This window comes from Amycolatopsis sp. NPDC059235 (assembly GCF_042754125.1).
Lineage (GTDB): Bacteria > Actinomycetota > Actinomycetes > Mycobacteriales > Pseudonocardiaceae > Amycolatopsis > Amycolatopsis albidoflava.
Genome location: NZ_JBHZAG010000136.1, coordinates 1 through 17,338, shown reverse-complemented (window position 1 = coordinate 17,338; position 17,338 = coordinate 1). Strand labels below are relative to the sequence as shown.

The window sequence follows — 17,338 nt, the reverse complement described above, 5'->3', positions numbered from 1 at the left end:
GGACTCTGATTCCCTCAGGGTTCCCCTCACGGACCTCAGGACAGCGGCGGCTTCTCAGGCTCTGCGGACCCGTTCCTCGAGCCGGGTCCGCAGGTCGCCGTGGCTGGACACCGCCAGCACCGGGCCCGGAGTCTCGGCCTTTTCGGCCGAGCTCAAGACATCCGCGACGAACCGGCGTACTCGTTGCGGTGCGGGCGTCACGTCGCCGCCCAGCTGGGCCACCTGTTGCGGGGCCTCGGCGGGCGTCGTCTCCACCGCCACCGACCAGCCTTGCCGCATGGTCCACAGCAGCATCAAATCCCGGCCGGGGAACCGCGGCGACCGGCCGCTCAGCGCGACGTACGCGGTGATCGTGTCGGTGACCTCGCACGACGTGCACTCCACCGAAACCCCGACCGCGGCGGCGACCTCGCGCACGTACGCGGCCAGCGCCTGCCGCAGCACCTGCGGATCGTCGGCGGTGGGCAGGGACATCGGGCGTTCCGGACCGGACAGGAGCATGGGTCTCCTCTTCCGCCGCCGCGTCCGCTTCGCGCGGAAACCGGGGTCGTCGGGGCGCGCGAAGGCCGGCGGTCGCGATGATCGGGGTCGCACCGGATCGGGCATCCGGCGGCTGGACCGGACTCCGACTCTACCCGCTGGGACAAGCCCGGAGCCGAGATCAACCCGTCTGGCCGCCGCCGAAGTCGCTCGATCGGCCGCCGCAGCCGGCAGAATCCGCGATCGACGTGGCGATCCGCGCGGCGAACAGTCCTGCTTGGACACATGGCGCGGCCTCGCCCGGTTCCCAGCAGCCAAGATCAGCCGCTGACATCGCCCGTCTGGCCGCCGTCCGCCGAATCCGCGATCGAGGTGGCCACCCACGCGGCGAACAACCCCGCCTGCACATAGGGCGCGGCCTCGCCGACCGCGCGCACCACCGACCGGGCACGGCCGGGCCCAGGCTCGGCTTCCGGAGCGGGATCAGCGTCCGCGGGCCGGTCGGTGCGCCACGGCGTCTCCTCGGCCCGGACCTCGGCGAGGAAGTCCGCGGTCGGGTCGCCGTCGGGTTCGGTCATCCACTCACGATGACATCGCCGGACGGCGCCCGCCAGCAGAATCGCCTCAGAACAGCAGCGGCAGCAACGCTTGGCGCCGTTTCAGCACCGCGCCGTAGCGGGCGTCGAGGCGCAGCCACGAATCGGTGGCGGTCACGCGGACCACGTCGCCGTCGATCGACGAATCGAACAAACCCATGCCGGACAACGCGAACAGGCATCGCATCTGGACCTTGACCTCGAGGTCTCCCCCGGTGACGGTGAGCACCGCCTGGTCCATCAGCGAGGCCGGCGGCGTGCCGTGCGGCCCGGCGTTGTCGCGGGCGAGCGCGACGCCGCGGTCGGCCAGCTCCGACACCACGCCGACCGGCAGCTCGTCGACCTTCTGCCAGCGATCCGACACCGGAAGCTCGGCCTGCCACAGCAAATCGCGCGCCGGACCCGGGTCCATCACCTCGCCGCCCGCGACGGCGAGCGCCGCGAGCAGTTCGTTGCCGGACACCGTGACGTCCGAGGGCGTCACGGTCCCCGCCACCGCGCGGGTCGCGAGGACCTCGAACGGCGTGGCCGTCCATGCCTCGACGACGTCGTCGCCCCGGCGGCGCAGCCGGACGGCGGTCGTGCCGTCCAGCCGCACCGCGCGGGCGACGAACGCGCTGAGCGTCTCCCGGTCGCCCGGATCGGGGATCCGCAGCTCAGGCATCGGCCAGCACCCGCTTGAGGAATTCCGATTCCTCGTCGCTGAAGCGGCGCGGCCGGAGCTCGGCCGTGTTGTACGGAGCCAGCACGGTTTCCGCGGTGACCGCGACCGGATCGGCCGCGTCCGGGCCGGTCCGCACGACGTACCCGAGCGTCACCGTCGAGGCCTTCAGCTCGGCGAGCGTGATCTCCACGCGCACCGTGCGGCCGGGCGTCGCGACGATCGGCGCGCGGTAATGCACGGCGAGCTTCACGACCACGACGCCCTTCGGCAGCTCGTGCAGCCCCGCGCGCTCGGCTTCGCCGAACAGCACGGGCACCCGGGCCTCTTCGAGCAGCGTCACCACGTTGGCGTGGTTGACGTGCCCGTACACGTCCATGTCCGACCATCGCGGCTGGACGTGGGAAACGAATGTCACCGCACCGTGCTCCGGATCTGGCGCGCGGCCACGGACAGCGTCGCGAGGTCGAGCCGCCCGGAACGGGTGATCTCGTCCAGCGCCACGCGCGCCCGCGAAAGCCGCGACGCGTTGGCTTTCTCCCATTGCTCGATCTGCTCGTCGACGGACAGGTCCTGGTCGCTGTGCCGCAGTGCGTCGAGCGCGATCGCGCGCAGGGAACCGTACACGTCGTCGCGCAGCGAGAGCCGGGCGAGGGCGTGCCAGCGGTTGCCGCGTTCCAGCGCGCTGATCTCGGTGAGCATCTTGTCGATGTCCAGGTGGTCCGACAGCGCGTAGTACAGCTCGGCGGTGTCCGCCGGGGTGTGCGTCGCGTCGAGCCCGACCTGCTGCTCGGCCAGCTCCGCCACCTCGACCACGTCGAGCAGGCCGTAGCTGTGCAGCAGCAGCGCGATCTGGCGGGCGAGACCGGCGGGCACGCCTTCCTCGACCATTCCGGCGGCGTCCTGCTCCACCGACTCCAGTTCGCGTCCGCGCAGCAGCTCGCCCAGCTTCGGGCCGAGTTCGGCGAGCACCGGGCCGAACCGGTTGATCTCGGCCAGCGGCGCGAGCGGCTGCGGGCGGTTGGTGAGGAACCAGCGCGCGGCCCGGTCGAGCAGCCGCCGCGTCTCCAGCACCATCCGGTCCGCGACCGCGGTCGGCACCACGTTGTCCAGCGCGTCGATCTCGGCCCACAGCTTCGGCAGGTCGTAGACGTGCGTGACCACCGCGTACGCGCGCACCGCGTCGGTGGCGGTCGCGTTCATCTCCTCCATCAGGCGGTAGACGAACGAGATGCCGCCGCCGTCGACCAGCTCGTTGGTGATCAGCGTGGTGATGATCTGGCGGCGCAGCGGGTGCTGGGTGATCGCCGCGGCGAAGGGTTCGCGCAGCGGGGCCGGGAAGTACTCCGGCAGCCTGCGGGTGAACACCTCGGATTCGGGCAGGTCGGAGGCGAGCAGCTCGTCCTTGAGGTCGAGCTTCACGTGCGCGAGCAGCGTCGCCAGCTCCGGCGAGGTCAGGCCTTCGCCCGCCTTCTCCAGCGCGCGGAACTGCGACGGGCTCGGCAGCGCTTCCAGCTTGCGGTCGAACGCGCCCTTCGCGACCAGCGCGGACACCTGCCGCGCGTGCACCGAGACCATCGGCCCGGCGTGCGCCCGGCTGACGCCGAGCACCGCGTTCTGCCGGTAGTTGTCCGCGAGCACGAGCGAGCCGACCTCGTCGGTCATCTCGCCGAGCAGCTCGTTGCGCCGCGCGTGCTGCAATTCGCCGCCCGCCACCAGGTGATCCAGCAGGATCTTGATGTTGACCTCGTGGTCGGAGCAGTCGACGCCGGCCGAGTTGTCGAGCGCGTCGGTGTTGATCTTGCCGCCGTTGCGGGCGAACTCGATCCGGCCGAGCTGGGTCAGGCCCAGGTTGCCGCCCTCGCCGACGACCTGCACGCGCAGCTGGTTGCCGTTGACGCGGATCGCGTCGTTGGCCTTGTCGCCCGCCGCGGCCTGGCTTTCGCTCTCGGCCTTGACGTAGGTGCCGATGCCGCCGTTCCACAGCAGTTCGACCGGGGCCAGCAGGATCGCCTGGATCAGGTCCATCGGCGCGAGCTTGGTGACGCCCTCGTCGAGGCCGAGCGCCGCGCGGACCTGCGGGGTGATCGGGATGGTCTTGGCCGAGCGCGGGTAGATCCCGCCGCCCTCGCTGATCAGCGAACGGTCGTAGTCGTCCCACGAGCTGCGCGGCAGGTCGAACAGCCGGCGCCGCTCCGCGTAGGTCGAAGCCGCGTCCGGGTTCGGGTCGAGGAAGACGTGCATGTGGTTGAACGCCGCGACCAGCCGGATGTGCTCGGACAGCAGCATCCCGTTGCCGAAGACGTCGCCCATCATGTCGCCGATGCCGACGACCGTGAAGTCTTCGGTCTGGGTGTCCTTGCCCAGCTCGCGGAAGTGCCGTTTCACGCTCTCCCACGCGCCCTTGGCGGTGATGCCCATGGCCTTGTGGTCGTAGCCGACCGAACCGCCGGAGGCGAACGCGTCGCCGAGCCAGAATCCGTACTGCGCCGAGACTTCGTTGGCGATGTCGGAGAATTTCGCGGTGCCCTTGTCCGCCGCGACGACGAGGTAGCTGTCGTCGGCGTCGTGGCGCACCACGTCCGGCGCGGGCACGGTCTCGCCTTCGACGCGGTTGTCGGTGAGGTCCAGCAGGCCGGAGATGAACATCCGGTAGCAGGAAATGCCTTCGGTGAGCTGAGCGTCGCGGTCGACCCCGGCGTCGCCGGTCGGGCGCGGCGGACGCTTCACGACGAAGCCGCCCTTCGCGCCGACGGGCACGATCACCGCGTTCTTCACCGCCTGCGCCTTGACCAGGCCCAGGATTTCGGTGCGGAAGTCCTCCTGCCGGTCCGACCAGCGCAGGCCGCCTCGGGCGACCTCGCCGAACCGCAGGTGCACGCCCTCGACGCGCGGCGAGTACACGAAGATCTCGTACTTCGGGCGCGGCTCGGGCAGCTCCGGCACGCCGCTCGGGTCGAGCTTCAGCGCCAGGTACGGCCGCGGGTGCCCGTCGGCGTCGCGCACGTGGTAGTTCGTGCGCAGCGTCGCGTTGATGACGGCGAGCAGCCGGCGCAGGATCCGGTCCTCGTCGAGGCTCGTGACCTCGTCGACCATCGAGGAGATCTCGGCGGTCAGCGATTCCGCGTGCGTCTTCCGGTCCACATCGGACAGTTGCGGATCGCAGCGGGTTTCGAAGAGCCGCAACAGCTTCGTCGAGACCTCAGTGTGCTTGACGAGCGTGTTCTGGATGTAGGCCTGGGAGAACGGGCTGCGCGCCTGCTGCAGGTATCGCGAGTAGGCGCGCAACACCGCGGCCTGGCGCCAGGTGAGCCCGGCGCGCAGCACGAGCGCGTTGAGGCCGTCGACCTCCGCCTCGCCCTGCCACGCCGCGTGGAACGCGTCCTGGAACCGCTCGCGCAGCTCGTGCGCGGCCGCCTCGTCGGCGTTTTCGAGGCCCTTCTTGTCCACGCGCAGGCCGAAGTCGTAGATCCAGCTGGCTCCGCCGTCCTCGCGGAACAGCTCGTACGGCCGCTCGTCCACCACCTCGACGCCCATCGCCTGCAGCACCGGCAGCACCTTGGACAGGGTGACGCCCTCGCCGCGCAGGTAGAGCTTGAACCGCCGCTCGCCAGGTTCGGCGTCCGCGGGCAGGTAGAACGACAGCGCGAGATCGCCTTCGTCCGCGAGGGTGTCGAGCTTGGCCAGGTCGGCCAGCGCGTCCTCGGCGGTGAAATCTTCCTTGTACGCCTCGGGGAACACCGCGCCGAAGCGCTGCCCGCGGTCGACCGCGGACTCCTCGCCCATCATGCCGATCGGGCCGCCGTCGCCGACGCGCTCGCGGCGTTCGGCGATGATCGCCTCGACGAGGCGGTCGTCCCAGCTGCGCACGACGGTGTTGAGGCGTTCCTGGATCCGCAGCGTGTCCGGCTCGACCGCGTTCGACGGGTCGGTGTGCACCATGAAGTGCACCTGCGCCAGCAGCGTCTCGCCGACGCGCGCGCTGTACTCCAGCTGCGTGCCTTCGAGTTCTTCCAGCAGCACTTCCTGCATCGCCAGCCGCGAGCGCGTGGTGTAGCGGTCGCGCGGCAGGTAGACCAGGCAGGAGTAGAAGCGGCCGTACGGGTCGCGGCGCAGGAACAGCCGCAGCCGGCGGCGGTCCGACAGCGTGATGGCGCCGGTGGTGGTGGAGTACAGCGAATCGGTGTCCGCGGAGAACAGGTCGGCGCGCGGCCAGTTCTGCAGGACCTCCAGCATCCGCTGGCCGGAGAACGACTCCATCGGGAACCCGGCGCGGTGGATCACCTCGCGCACCCGCTGGCCGACCACCGGGATGTCGAGCACGTTCTCGTGCAGCGCGGTGGTGGTGAACATGCCGAGGAACCGGTGCTCGCCGGTGACCTTGCCGTGCTCGTCGAACGTCTTCACGCCGACGTAATACGGATAAACCGGACGGTGCACCGTGCTCGGCGCGCTGGCCTGGGTGAGCACGAGCAGCGACGGCGCGAGCGCGTCGACCGAGCTGTCCGGGCCCGCGGTGAGGCTGCGCGCGGCGAGGCTGTCCTGGCGCAGCACGCCGAGCCCGGACGCGAGGACCGCGCGCAGGGCGGGCTCGTCGCTGTCCGGCTGCGGGCTGTCGACCAGCTCGTACTTGCGGTAGCCGAGGAAGGTGAAGTGGCCGTCGGCGAGCCAGCGCAGCAGGCGCGCGCCCTCGACGACCTGGTCGCCGGAGAGCTTCGGCGGGTGCTGTTCGAGGGTTTCCGCGAGCGAGCAGGCGGTCTGCGCCATCTTGTCGGCGTCCTCGACGACCTCGCGCACGTCGCCGAGCACCGACGACAGCCGGTTGTCCAGCTCGCGCGCCCGCTGCGGGTCGGTGACGAGGTCGATTTCCACCAGCATCCACGATTCCGCGGACGCGCCGGCGGGCGGATCGGCCGGGTCGGCGTCGAGGTGCAGGCCCTCCAGCTCGCCGGTCAGGCCGCGGCTCACCACGACGATCGGGTGCACGATGCGCTGCACCTGCACGCCGTCGCGGGCGAACTCCGCGGTGACGCTGTCCACGAGGTAGGGCATGTCGTCGGTGACCACCTGCACGACGGTCGCGTCGCGCGTCCAGCCGTCCTCGGCGGTGGTCGGGTTCAGCAGGCGGACCGCCGGGCGTCCGGGCATGCGCTGCTTCGCCAGCTGCAGGTGCGAGCGCACCGCGCCGACGAGCGCGACCGGATCGTCGCCGACGATCTCGTCGGCCGGAATGTGCCGGTAGTACAAGCGGATCAGGTCCGCGATCTCCGGCGCCTGCGCCGCGGCGGTGTCGATCAGCTCGTCCCGGATCTGTTCCGGGCTGGCCGTGCGGCGGGCGGCGCCGGCTTCGGTGCCGACATCGGGCGGGGACGAGACTCCCGTCGAGCTCATTGAGCAACTCTCCAGTGTGCGAGACCGAGATGCGTCCGTCACCACAACGTGCCGGACTTCCTTCACCCTAATCCGCCCGGAGACGCCCCCGTGCACGGCGGGGAAAGACTTAAGGTTCGTTTCAGGGGTCCCCGGCGACGCCGTCGCGCGGGATCGGTTCAGCTACCGGCGAGTTCGGCGCGGGCGGCTTTCGGCAAAAGGCTTGGCACGAGGCCGGAGGACGGGTTCCCCGGGCGCGGCGGCGGCTTCGGGATCGGTTCAGTGCTCGTATCGCCCGCGGCGGGAACGGAAAAGGTTGCCTCCCTCCCCTGCGAGAATTCCCACCCGTACGGGCTAATTCTTCCGTTGCGGAGGACGGAGCCGGGCGGGCTGGGAGGAGCAGCCGGGTTTCAGGATGAGGCAAGCGCTGGGTGCGCGCAGATCGGCGGAGCGGGATGGCTTGTGCTGCATAATCTCGGCGCGTTCTGCCAGTGACTGGGAAAACCGCTTGGTGCAGCGCGAAAATCGGCGGGCGAGCGTAGCCTCGGCGGGTCGCGTGTGCGTACTTCCGCGGAAGTACGTGAGGGGAACCCTGAGGGAATCAGAGTCCCTCAGGGTTCCCCTCACGTACCTTTCGGGGCCGAAACCGCAGGATCCTCCGCGTCGACGAGGTTTCCGCCAGCAGCGCGGGGCGCGAGGCCACCTCACTCACGAACCGCTCGGGGTCGAAGCCGCAGGATCGTCCGCGTCGATGACGTTCTCCGCCAACAGCCCGGGGCTCGTGGCCGCTCTCCCGCCGTGGTCCGTGGCCAAAGCCGCGTCGATGCGCGATCCCCTGCCCCGCTGCGGAATCTGCCTGGCCGAGCCAGCGCATCACCTGCGGCGCAAGGTTTTCAGTCGCCGTTGTTGTGGTGGCGGTCCGCGGTCGCGCGGCCGTTGATCGGCTTCGGCTCGTCGTTCGGGCCGAGGCGTTTCACCAGCGCCGCCGCGCTCGCCGTGCCCGCCTGATGCTCGGCGAGGGCGCGGGCGAGCAGTTCCGCGAGACCGGCGTCGGGCGGCGGTTCGTCCTCCGCGATGGCTCGCGCGTAGCTCTCCGGGAACGGCTGCTCCGACGGGGTCCACGCGTCGATGTCGGACAACGGGTCCAGCGCCGGCGGCATCCGCAGCCGCGGCAGCCAGGGCTCCTCGACCGGCTCCGGTTCCTCCGGACGCGGCGCGGGGGCCAGCTCCGGCTTGTCCTGCGCCGGCTTGTCCTGCGCGGCAGTTTCCGCTTCCGCCACGGCGGATTCGGCACGTCCTGGCTCGTCGGCCCGGCGGCGTCCCCCGCCTCCGCCGGTCGCGGTGATGCCCAGCCGGTCCAGCACCGACTTCGCGGCGACCGAACCGTGTTCGGCGTCGTGCCGGGTCTTGCGTCCGCGCGAATCGCGGCGGGCCGCTTCCTCCTGCGCCCATTCGGCGCTTTCCCACAACGGGGCGGCGGCCTCTTCGGCGGGAGCCGGGGCGAGCGGCAGCTCCGGCAGGATGTCGGACAGATCCGGCATCCGCAGCGAGAACCGCGGCGACTCCTCGGCCGATGCTTCTTCCACCGCGCGACGAGGGGTTTCCTCGCGCGCCCAGGGCGTTTTCGTGTCGGCGGCCGCCCGCAACGGACGAACCGGCGCGTCCTCGTCTTCCCGGCGCGCGGGTGCTTCCTCAGCGGCCCGCGGCTTCTCCGGCCAGCGCACCGACGCGTCCTCGACAACCTGCGTCTTCTCCGCTGCCCGTGACGTCTCCGCGCGGCGAACCGGAGCCTCGTCAGCAGCGCGTGACCCGGCCGCACTCTCCGGGGCACGGGACGGCCGTTGCGGCGTCTCAGCCCGACGACCCCGCACGTCCTCCGCCTGCGTCCCGCGCGCGCTCTCCGCTCCGCGCGGCGCGTCCGTCCAGCGAACCGACACGTCCTTCGCCCGGCGACCTGGCGGTTCCGCAGCCTGCGCCTGGCCAACCGGCTCCTCAGCGGCAACCGCCCGCACCGGAGCGTCCTCGGCCGCCCGTTTCCGCGGCGCGGGCGTTTCCGCGCCCTTCCGCCCGAACGGCCGCGCCCACCCCGGCAGCACTGGCGACTTGCGGTCCTCAGCCCGCCGACGTCCGCCAGTCCGCGGAGCCTCCTCGGCCGGTTCCCGGATCGCGGGCAGCACCGACGTCTGCTCGACCTCGGCCTCCGCCGCGGCCCGCCGGAACGACCACGCCGGCTTCTTCTCCGCCGCCTCGACCCAGGCCGAGGCCGAAACCGGCTCCGGATCCGCGGCCACCTCGACCTGCGCCGGAACGACCGGCAGCGGGGCCGCCACCGGGTCCGGCCGCGGGGCGGGGACGTCGCGGATCGCCGGCATCACCGAGGTCTCCTCGGCCGCGACGCGCGGCTCGACCTCCATCGACACCGGGCGTCCGTCGCGCGGGGCGGACGCGGCGAGGACGTCGTCGAGATCCATCGACGCCACCGATTCCGCACCCAGCTCGCCCGCGATCAGCCCGCACGCCTGGCGCCGGGCCCGCGCGTGCACGTGTTCCGCGGCCCGCGCCCGGTGCAGGCAGCCGATGGCCTCTTCCGCGCTGCCGAACCGTTCCTCGATCTGCGCCAGCTCCAGCCACAACCGCGCGGTGACCGCCGCGAGCCCGTGCCGGTCGGTGGCCGCGACGGCCTCCCCCACCAGCTCGGCGGCGGCGTCACCGGCACCGGAGGGCAGGTGGATGCGGGTCGCGACCGCCAGCCGCAGCCAGGCCGCGGGCGCGACGCCGGCGGCACGGACCGGTTCGCGCAGCATGGGTTCGGCGATGTCGTACGCCATGTCGGCGTCGCCGCGGTCGAGCAGCGTGCTGACCAGCTGCAACACGAGCCGAATCCGGACGAGACCGCCGTCGTCGCCGGGACGGTCCATCTTCTCCAGGAACCCGAGCCCGGTCCGCGCGGCGTCCGCGGCCGCGGTGAGATCGCCGTGCCTGCGCCGGTGCGCCGCGGTTCCGTTGCGCAGCAAGGCCCGCATCAACAGCCGGTCGTCCGCGTCGAGCGAATCGTCGGCCACCAGCAGCCGGTCCGCCTCGACGAGCACCCGGTCCAGCTCCGCCTTCCGGCCGAACTGGGCGAGACACCCGACGAGGTGGCACAACGCTTCCGCGCGCAGCGACGGCGGCACGTCCTCCGACAGCACCGGCCGCAGCGCGGCCAGCCCCATCAGCGGGACGCCGAGGCTGCGCGCGCACACCGCGAGGTCGACGCGCAGCCGCGCCGCCGTCGTGGCGTATCCGGCGTGTTCAGCCGCGCGCAAGGCCGCGACCGCGCGGCCGACCGTGGATGTCCGCTTGCCGATCCGCACGCGAGCGGACACCACGAGCGCTTCCGCCCGGATCCAGTGCCCGTCCGCGCTCGCCGTCTCCGCGAGCGCCGCCGAGCGTTCGCCGAGAACCAGCGACAGCTCGGGCGCCCGGAAGCGCAGTGATTCCGCCCGGTCGATGAGCCGACCGAGGTCGGCGAGGGTCCCGCCACTGGCAACGGCGGGCCGCCCGTCCGCGGTCGCGGACGGGCTGGGCCGGTTGTGCCTGCTGGTTTCCACTCGGGACCCCCGCGCCGGTCAGTCGCGCTTCAACTTGCGGTGGGTGACCCGGTGCGGACGAGCCGCTTCGGCGCCGAGGCGCTCGACCTTGTTCTTCTCGTAGCCCTCGAAGTTGCCCTCGAACCAGAACCACCGGGCAGGATCTTCCTCAGTGCCTTCCCAGGCGAGGATGTGCGTCGCGACCCGGTCCAGGAACCACCGGTCGTGGGAAATCACGACCGCGCAGCCGGGGAACTGCTCGAGCGCGTTCTCCAGCGAGCCCAGCGTTTCGACGTCCAGGTCGTTCGTCGGCTCGTCCAGCAGGATCAGGTTCCCGCCCTCTTTGAGCGTCAGCGCGAGGTTGAGCCGGTTGCGCTCGCCGCCGGACAGCACGCCGGCCGGCTTCTGCTGGTCCGGGCCCTTGAAGCCGAACGCGCTCACGTAAGCGCGCGAGGGCATTTCGGTCTGCCCGACGTGGATGTAGTCGAGCTTGTCCGAGACGACCTCCCACACGGTCTTCTTCGGGTCGATTCCGCCGCGGCTCTGGTCCACATAGGACAGTTTGACCGTCTCGCCGATCTTGACCGAGCCGCCGTCCGGCTCCTCGAGCCCGACGATGGTCTTGAACAGCGTCGTCTTGCCGACGCCGTTCGGGCCGATCACGCCGACGATGCCGTTGCGCGGCAGGTCGAAGGAGAGCCCGTCGATGAGCACCCGGTCGTCGAAGCCCTTGCGCAGCTTCTCGACCTCGACCACGACGCTGCCCAGGCGCGGGCCCGGCGGGATCTGGATCTCCTCGAAGTCGAGCTTGCGGTGCTTGTCCGCCTCCGCGGCCATCTCCTCGTAGCGGTCGAGCCGCGAACGGGACTTGGTCTGGCGCGCCTTGGCGTTGGACCGCACCCACTCGAGTTCGCTCTTGAGCCGCTTGGCCAGCTTGGCGTCCTTCTTGCCCTGGACCTCGAGCCGCTCGCGCTTCTTCTCCAGGTAGGTGGAGTAGTTGCCCTCGTAGCCGACGACGCGGCCGCGGTCGAGCTCCATGATCCACTCGGCGACGTTGTCCAGGAAGTACCGGTCGTGGGTGACGGCCAGGACGGCGCCCTTGTAGTTGGAGAGGAACTGCTCCAGCCACAGCACGCTTTCGGCGTCCAGGTGGTTAGTGGGTTCGTCGAGCAGCAGCAGGTCGGGCGCGGACAGCAGCAGCTTGCACAGCGCGACGCGGCGGCGCTCGCCGCCGGAGAGGTGGGTGACCGGCTCGTCCGGCGGCGGGCAGCGCAGGGCGTCCATGGCCTGCTCGACGGTCGAGTCGAGCTCCCAGGCGTCGGCGTGGTCCAGCTCCTCCTGGAGCTGGCCCATCTCCTCCATCAGCGCGTCGCTGTAGTCGGTCGCCATCAGCTCGGCGATCTCGTTGTAGCGATCGAGCTTCTGCTTGGTCTCGCCGAGGCCCTCCTCGACGTTCTGCCGAACGGTCTTCTCCTCGTTCAGCTCCGGCTCCTGCATGAGGATGCCGACGGTCGCGCCCGGCTGCAGGAAGGCCTCGCCGTTGCTGGCCTGCTCGATCCCCGCCATGATCTTGAGAACGGTCGACTTGCCGGCGCCGTTCGGGCCCACGACGCCGATCTTGGCTCCGGGGTAGAACGCGGTGCTCACGTCGTCGAGGATCACCTTGTCCCCGACGGTCTTGCGCACCTTCTTCATGGTGTAGATGAACTCGGCCATGCCATCGATCGTAGAGTGGCTCCTCCGGCGGCCTGACGGCGGTCACCACCGTGCTACCGAGGGTCAAGTCGAGGTCACGCGGACAGCATGATTTTCGGCCGCGTCATTCGGCCCGTTTGCCCTCGGCGAGGTTCTTCAGCATCGCGTTGTAGGCAGCGAGTTCCTCGCCGCCGGTGTTCTCCTCGCGCCGGTCGCGCCGCTTCGCCTCGCGCTCGTCCTGGCGCGCCCACTGCACCAGCAGCGCGATCAGCACGAGCAGCACCGGCACCTCGCCCGACGCCCACGCGATGCCGCCGCCGAGCCGCTGGTCGGTCAGCAGGTCGCCGACCCACGGCAGCTTCAGCGACGTGTAGAACTCGCGGCCGATCACGGTCTGCATGTTCATCAGGATCACGCCGAAGAAGGCGTGGAACGGCATCGCGCCGAACATCATCCCGAGCTTGCCGACCGGCGGCAGCCGCCGCGGCGCGGGGTCGACGCCGATCACCGGCCAGTAGAAGACGTAGCCGACGAGCAGGAAGTGCGCGTTCATCGCCAGGTGCGCCCAGTGGTAGTTGAGCGCGTTGTCGAAGAGGCCGGAGAAGTACAGCCCGTAGAAGGACCCGACGAACAGCAGCAGCGCGACGATCGGGTTCGTCAGGAACCGCGACACCGGCGAGTGCACGGCGGCCAGCAGCCACTCGCGCGGTCCCGGCGGGGCGTCGCGGCCGGCCGGGGCCAGCGCGCGCAGGGCGAGCGTCACCGGGCCGCCCAGCACCAGCAGCACCGGCGCGACCATCGACATCAGCATGTGCGTGCCCATGTGCACGCTGAACATCGCGGGCGCGTACCGGCCGATGCCCGACGACGTGGCCAGCAGGATCACCAGGCAGCCGGCGAACCACGCCACCATCCGGCCGACCGGCCAGGCGTCGCCGCGCTTGCGCAGCCGCCGCACGCCGGCGAGGTACAGGCCGGCGAGAACGATCGCGAGGGTGCCGTAGACGAGGTCGAACCGCCAGTCGGTGAGCAGCCGCCAGAACGTCGGCGGGCCCTGGAGGTCGTAGCCGATGAGGAGTTCGACGGTGCCCGGCTGGGTGACCGCGTCCGGCGGCGGCGGCGTGCGGGCGAGGCCGGAAGCGATGCCGATGGTGACGAACATGATCAGCACTTCGACGGCCGCGAGCCGGAGCAGCTGGCTGCCGCCCTTGCCGTCGACGAGGTTCGCCACGCCGCGGCTGCGCTGCTGCTGGCCGAAGACGCCGAGCAGAAGCAGCGCGACGATCTTGGCGACGACGAGCAGGCCGTAGTCGGTGGTGAACAGGTCGCCAAGGTTGATCCGGACCAGCGCGTTGACGATGCCGGACACCGCCATCACGACCCAGCAGACCAGGGCGAGCTTGGAGAAGCGCTGCGCGGCGAGGCTGAGGTTCTTGCCTCGGCGCCAGCCGAGCGCCAGCACGGCGAGCAGGCCGCCGACCCACAGCGCGGCCGCGACGAGGTGGAACAGCAGGCTGTTGGTGGCCAGGTCGTGCGAGCCGCCGCTGGCGGAGTGCCCGGTGACCGCGACCGGGACGAGGCCGGCGACGGACAGGAAGAACAGCACCGCCGTCCAGCCCCAGCTGAGCACCAGGCGGCAGCCGAGGGCGAGCAGGATCGCGATCAGCGCGGTCCACAGCCACGCCTTGGGCTGTTCGATCGCGCTGACGAGGCTCAGCAGGGTGTCCGGGGAAAGGACGTCGCCGAACGGCTTGCCCGCGCTGTCCGCGGCGGTGAAGGCGACCGACAGGATCGAGGCCGCGAACCACACCCACGCGGCGATCCCCGCGGTGCGGACCGCGGCGTACCCCTCGGGCGCGAGCGTGCCGGATTTCTGTGGCGGGACGAGGAAAGCGGCCAGCAGCAAGGCGCCGACGCACACGACCGACGACGCTTCGGCGAGCACGCGGACCACCGTGACGCCGTAGCGCGTGACGAGCCCCGGGTCCGGCAGCCCGGCGATGACGTAGCCCGCTCCGCCGGTGAGCGCGACGAGCCCGACCGCGACGACCGCGCCGAGCACGACTCCGACCGAAAGCAGCGGGAGCACACTCGTCTTGCGTCCGCGGTTCGGGGCGGGTTTCGTCACAGGTTCCGAGCTCACGCTACGAGACTAGGCCGGTCGCGCGCGGGGCGGCACCGGGGTGGGTTTCGCGCCGGATCGCTCGCTCGCGGCATTTGCGCTGGTCGAGCCGGGTTGCCGGGCGGAACCCGGTGCGCGGCAAGGCTTTCCTCTATGCTCCGCCGATGACCAGCAGCCGTCGCCGCCGCCCGACGCTGGACGACGTCGCGGAGGCGGTCGGGGTGTCGCGCGCCACTGTGTCCAACGCCTACAACCGGCCTGACCAGCTGTCGACGCAGTTGCGGGAGCAGATCCTGCGCGCGGCGGGTGAACTCGGTTACCCCGGCCCGAACCCGACCGCCCGCAGCCTGGCCACGAGCCGCACCGGCGCGATCGCTTTCCTGCTCGATTCGTCGCTGTCGGCGGCCTTCTCCGACCCCGCGCTGTCGATCACCTTGGACGCGCTCGCGAAAACCGTGGAACCCACCGGCAACGCGCTGCTGCTCTTGCCCGGCCACGAAGCCCAGGAAGGCCCGCCGGCGTCGCGAGTCCTGGCCGCACAAGCGGATATCGCCGTGGCGTACTCCCTCGCCGACGGCACTCCCGCGCTGGAAGCCGTGCGGGCACGGGGTTTGCCGCTGGTGGTCATCGACCAGCCCCCGCTGCCGGACACGGCCCGAGTCGGCTGCGACGACCGCGGCGGCGCATCGTTGGCCGCACGCCATTTAGTGGAGCTGGGACATCGCCGGTTCGGAATTCTGGCCGCACCGCGCCTTTCCGCGGTGACCAGTCCTTTCCACGGCACCCGCGAACGCCTCGCCGGCTACCTCGACACGCTGGCCGCCGCCGGAATCACCGACGTCTCCATCACCGAAGCCCCTTGGCTGTCGGCCTCCACCGCCCGCGCCGCCGCCACCGAGCTGCTCACCGCCGCGGTACGGCCGACAGCGCTGTTGTGCATGTCCGACCAGCTCGCCTTCGCCGCGATCGCCGCCGCCCACCGGCTGGGCCTGCGCGTGCCCGGCGATGTGTCGATCGTCGGCTTCGACGACACTCCGCAGGCCGCATGGTCTGAACCACCTCTCACGACCGTCCGGCAAGACCTGGCAGGCAAGGGCCGCGTCGCGGGCGAACTGGTGATGGACCTGCTGGCGGGGGAGCCGATCCCGCCGCCGGTCGAACTCCCGGTGTCGCTGGCCGTCCGCGAAAGCACCGCGGCGATTTAGCAAGACCGCTCGGCGATCTGTGGACAACTAGGTCTCTTCCGGGTGAAGGGAAACTACTTGTCCACAGACGTAGGAATGCGGGCAGACAAACCGCACGAAACCCGCCAAGGTGGAGAACACGCCCGGTTTCCCGGGATGCCGCCGGCCGCTTCGCCCGGCACCGTTTTCGATTGAGGGGGAGTTCCCACGATGTTCCGCCGCCTGCTGCCGTCTCTGCCGTTTCCGGGCCGCCGCACCTGGCCCGCCGCCGCCCCGTCCCGCCTGCCCGGCGTATTGCTGCTGGTCACCGCAGGCCTCCTGACCAGTTCCGGACTAGCCCAAGCCACTCCGGCTACTCCCCCCGCGCCCGCCTGCAACGCGGGAGAGTTCTGCCTGTGGGACAGCGAAACGTATTCCGGAGGGGCACAGAGTTACGACCTGCGCACGGCAAATCCGGGTGATTGCATTCCCCTGCCCGAGGGATTCCAAGGACATTCCTTCGTCAACCGGATGACCCGCGACGTCACGATCTACCAAGGAGCGGACTGTTCCACGGAGGGCGATTTCATCACCTATCCGGGCGGCGGCACGTACGTTCCGCAGTCCCCGTTCGCGGTGCGTGCCCTGAAAGTGTGGGAATAACCCGAGACCGGGCCAGGCGAACAAGGCAAGCTCCAGGACGAGTCGACTCGCAGCCAAAGTTCGCCGGCCCGGGGGCCGCACCCCCGAGCGGCCCCCGGCCCGTGGGCGCGCAGCCCGGAACACCCGCGCCCACGGGCCCCTGACCCCTCGCCTCCCGCTCCCGGCCCCGACCTGGGAGCGAGAGGCGAGGCCTGGGGTTCCGTCGTGGCTGGGCGGTGTCCCGCCGCCGCTGGAGGCCTGCGGTTCCGCCTTGGCAGGCCTGCGGCTCCGTCGCGGTTGGCCTGGCTTCCGTCGTCGTGGTCCTGGCTTCCGTCATGGCAAGCCTGGGTTCCATCGCGGCAGGCCTGCGGTCCGTCGCGGCGGGTCCGGCTTCCGGCGTCGCAGGCGCGTGGTTCCGTCGCGGCAGGCGTGAGGTTCCATCGCGGCAGACGCGCTCGTCGTCCGTCAGGTTCAGGCACCAGCCCGCCCCCGATCCGCCATGACCTGCCGCTCGCCGGACCACGCCCGTCAGTGGTTCGGCCTTGCCGCTGACCTGGCACGTCGGTGCCTGACCGCAACCGCCGAACCGCCCAATCCTCACCCGCCCGGCCAGACGTCCTACATCACAAGATCGCCACAGTCTCCGCCAGCCGTCAGCCCCGAATCCCCGTCCCGTCCGACGCCTCAGCCAGGAGATCCAGGTGCCCAAGCTGCACAAACCGCCGCTCACCAGCCGCACGAGGCCGCTCTCCCGAGCGGTGCGTGCCGGAGCCGTCGCGCGCTGTGGCATTCCGCCCCCGAGGCACCGCAAATCCGACGAACGGAAGCTGAAACGATTCGACGGTGTCGAACGATCGAGAGATTGGCGATGACTAAGCTGCCCATGCTGGAGGTCAGCAGCTGTCGGCCACCCGGGCCCTCGTAGCTCAGCTGGATAGAGCAAGAGCCTTCTAATCTCTAGGTCGCAGGTTCGAGTCCTGCCGGGGGCACAAAAGCCCTGGTCACGGAAGTGACCAGGGCTTTTCTCGTTCGCCGCCCCA

10 protein-coding genes and 1 tRNA gene are annotated in these 17,338 nt (G+C 71.0%); 3 read left to right on the top strand and 8 right to left on the bottom strand.

Translation table 11 applies throughout. From position 1 onward, the window contains the following. Window positions 1-54: 54 nt before the first annotated feature. The 8 genes from ACFXI3_RS44300 to ACFXI3_RS44265 form a co-directional block, all read right to left on the bottom strand. Window positions 55-501, bottom strand: a complete 447-nt coding sequence (locus ACFXI3_RS44300; protein ID WP_378408019.1) for a DUF6292 family protein — start codon at window positions 499-501, stop codon at window positions 55-57. A gap of 299 nt (window positions 502-800) precedes the next feature. Next, window positions 801-1,058 (bottom strand): hypothetical protein, encoded by a 258-nt coding sequence (locus ACFXI3_RS44295; RefSeq protein WP_344283330.1) that lies wholly within the window; start codon window positions 1,056-1,058, stop codon window positions 801-803. A 46-nt stretch (window positions 1,059-1,104) separates the two neighbouring features. Further along, on the bottom strand, window positions 1,105-1,740 hold the full coding sequence (locus ACFXI3_RS44290; RefSeq protein WP_378408017.1) for a hypothetical protein: 636 nt from the start codon (window positions 1,738-1,740) through the stop codon (window positions 1,105-1,107). Further along, the gene (locus tag ACFXI3_RS44285) at window positions 1,733-2,155 is read right to left on the bottom strand and encodes a thioesterase family protein (RefSeq protein ID WP_344283323.1); all 423 of its coding nucleotides are present in this window, start codon (window positions 2,153-2,155) and stop codon (window positions 1,733-1,735) included. Before ACFXI3_RS44285 ends, ACFXI3_RS44290 begins: the two co-directional genes overlap by 8 nt. Further along, window positions 2,152-7,128 carry an NAD-glutamate dehydrogenase gene (locus ACFXI3_RS44280; RefSeq protein ID WP_378408015.1) on the bottom strand — a complete coding sequence of 1,659 codons (4,977 nt, stop codon included), beginning with the start codon at window positions 7,126-7,128 and terminating at the stop codon, window positions 2,152-2,154. The genes ACFXI3_RS44285 and ACFXI3_RS44280 overlap by 4 nt, the downstream gene beginning before the upstream one ends. Window positions 7,129-8,000: 872 nt before the next feature. Then, window positions 8,001-10,697: a hypothetical protein gene (locus ACFXI3_RS44275; RefSeq protein ID WP_378408013.1), complete on the bottom strand. Its 2,697-nt coding sequence runs from the start codon at window positions 10,695-10,697 to the stop codon at window positions 8,001-8,003. An 18-nt stretch (window positions 10,698-10,715) separates the two neighbouring features. Further along, window positions 10,716-12,392 carry an energy-dependent translational throttle protein EttA gene (ettA, locus tag ACFXI3_RS44270; RefSeq protein WP_378408011.1) on the bottom strand — a complete coding sequence of 559 codons (1,677 nt, stop codon included), beginning with the start codon at window positions 12,390-12,392 and terminating at the stop codon, window positions 10,716-10,718. A 103-nt stretch (window positions 12,393-12,495) separates the two neighbouring features. After that, window positions 12,496-14,514 (bottom strand): cytochrome c oxidase assembly protein, encoded by a 2,019-nt coding sequence (locus ACFXI3_RS44265; RefSeq protein WP_378408009.1) that lies wholly within the window; start codon window positions 14,512-14,514, stop codon window positions 12,496-12,498. Between the two features lie 143 nt (window positions 14,515-14,657). On the opposite strand from ACFXI3_RS44265, the gene ACFXI3_RS44260 reads away from it, so the two are divergent. From ACFXI3_RS44260 to ACFXI3_RS44250, 3 genes are all read left to right on the top strand, one after another. Continuing rightward, on the top strand, window positions 14,658-15,698 hold the full coding sequence (locus tag ACFXI3_RS44260; protein WP_378408007.1) for a LacI family DNA-binding transcriptional regulator: 1,041 nt from the start codon (window positions 14,658-14,660) through the stop codon (window positions 15,696-15,698). Between the two features lie 189 nt (window positions 15,699-15,887). Beyond that, the gene (locus tag ACFXI3_RS44255; RefSeq protein ID WP_378408005.1) at window positions 15,888-16,319 is read left to right on the top strand and encodes a peptidase inhibitor family I36 protein; all 432 of its coding nucleotides are present in this window, start codon (window positions 15,888-15,890) and stop codon (window positions 16,317-16,319) included. Window positions 16,320-17,213: 894 nt separating this feature from the next. After that, window positions 17,214-17,287 (top strand) — tRNA-Arg (locus ACFXI3_RS44250). Window positions 17,288-17,338 lie beyond the last annotated feature (51 nt).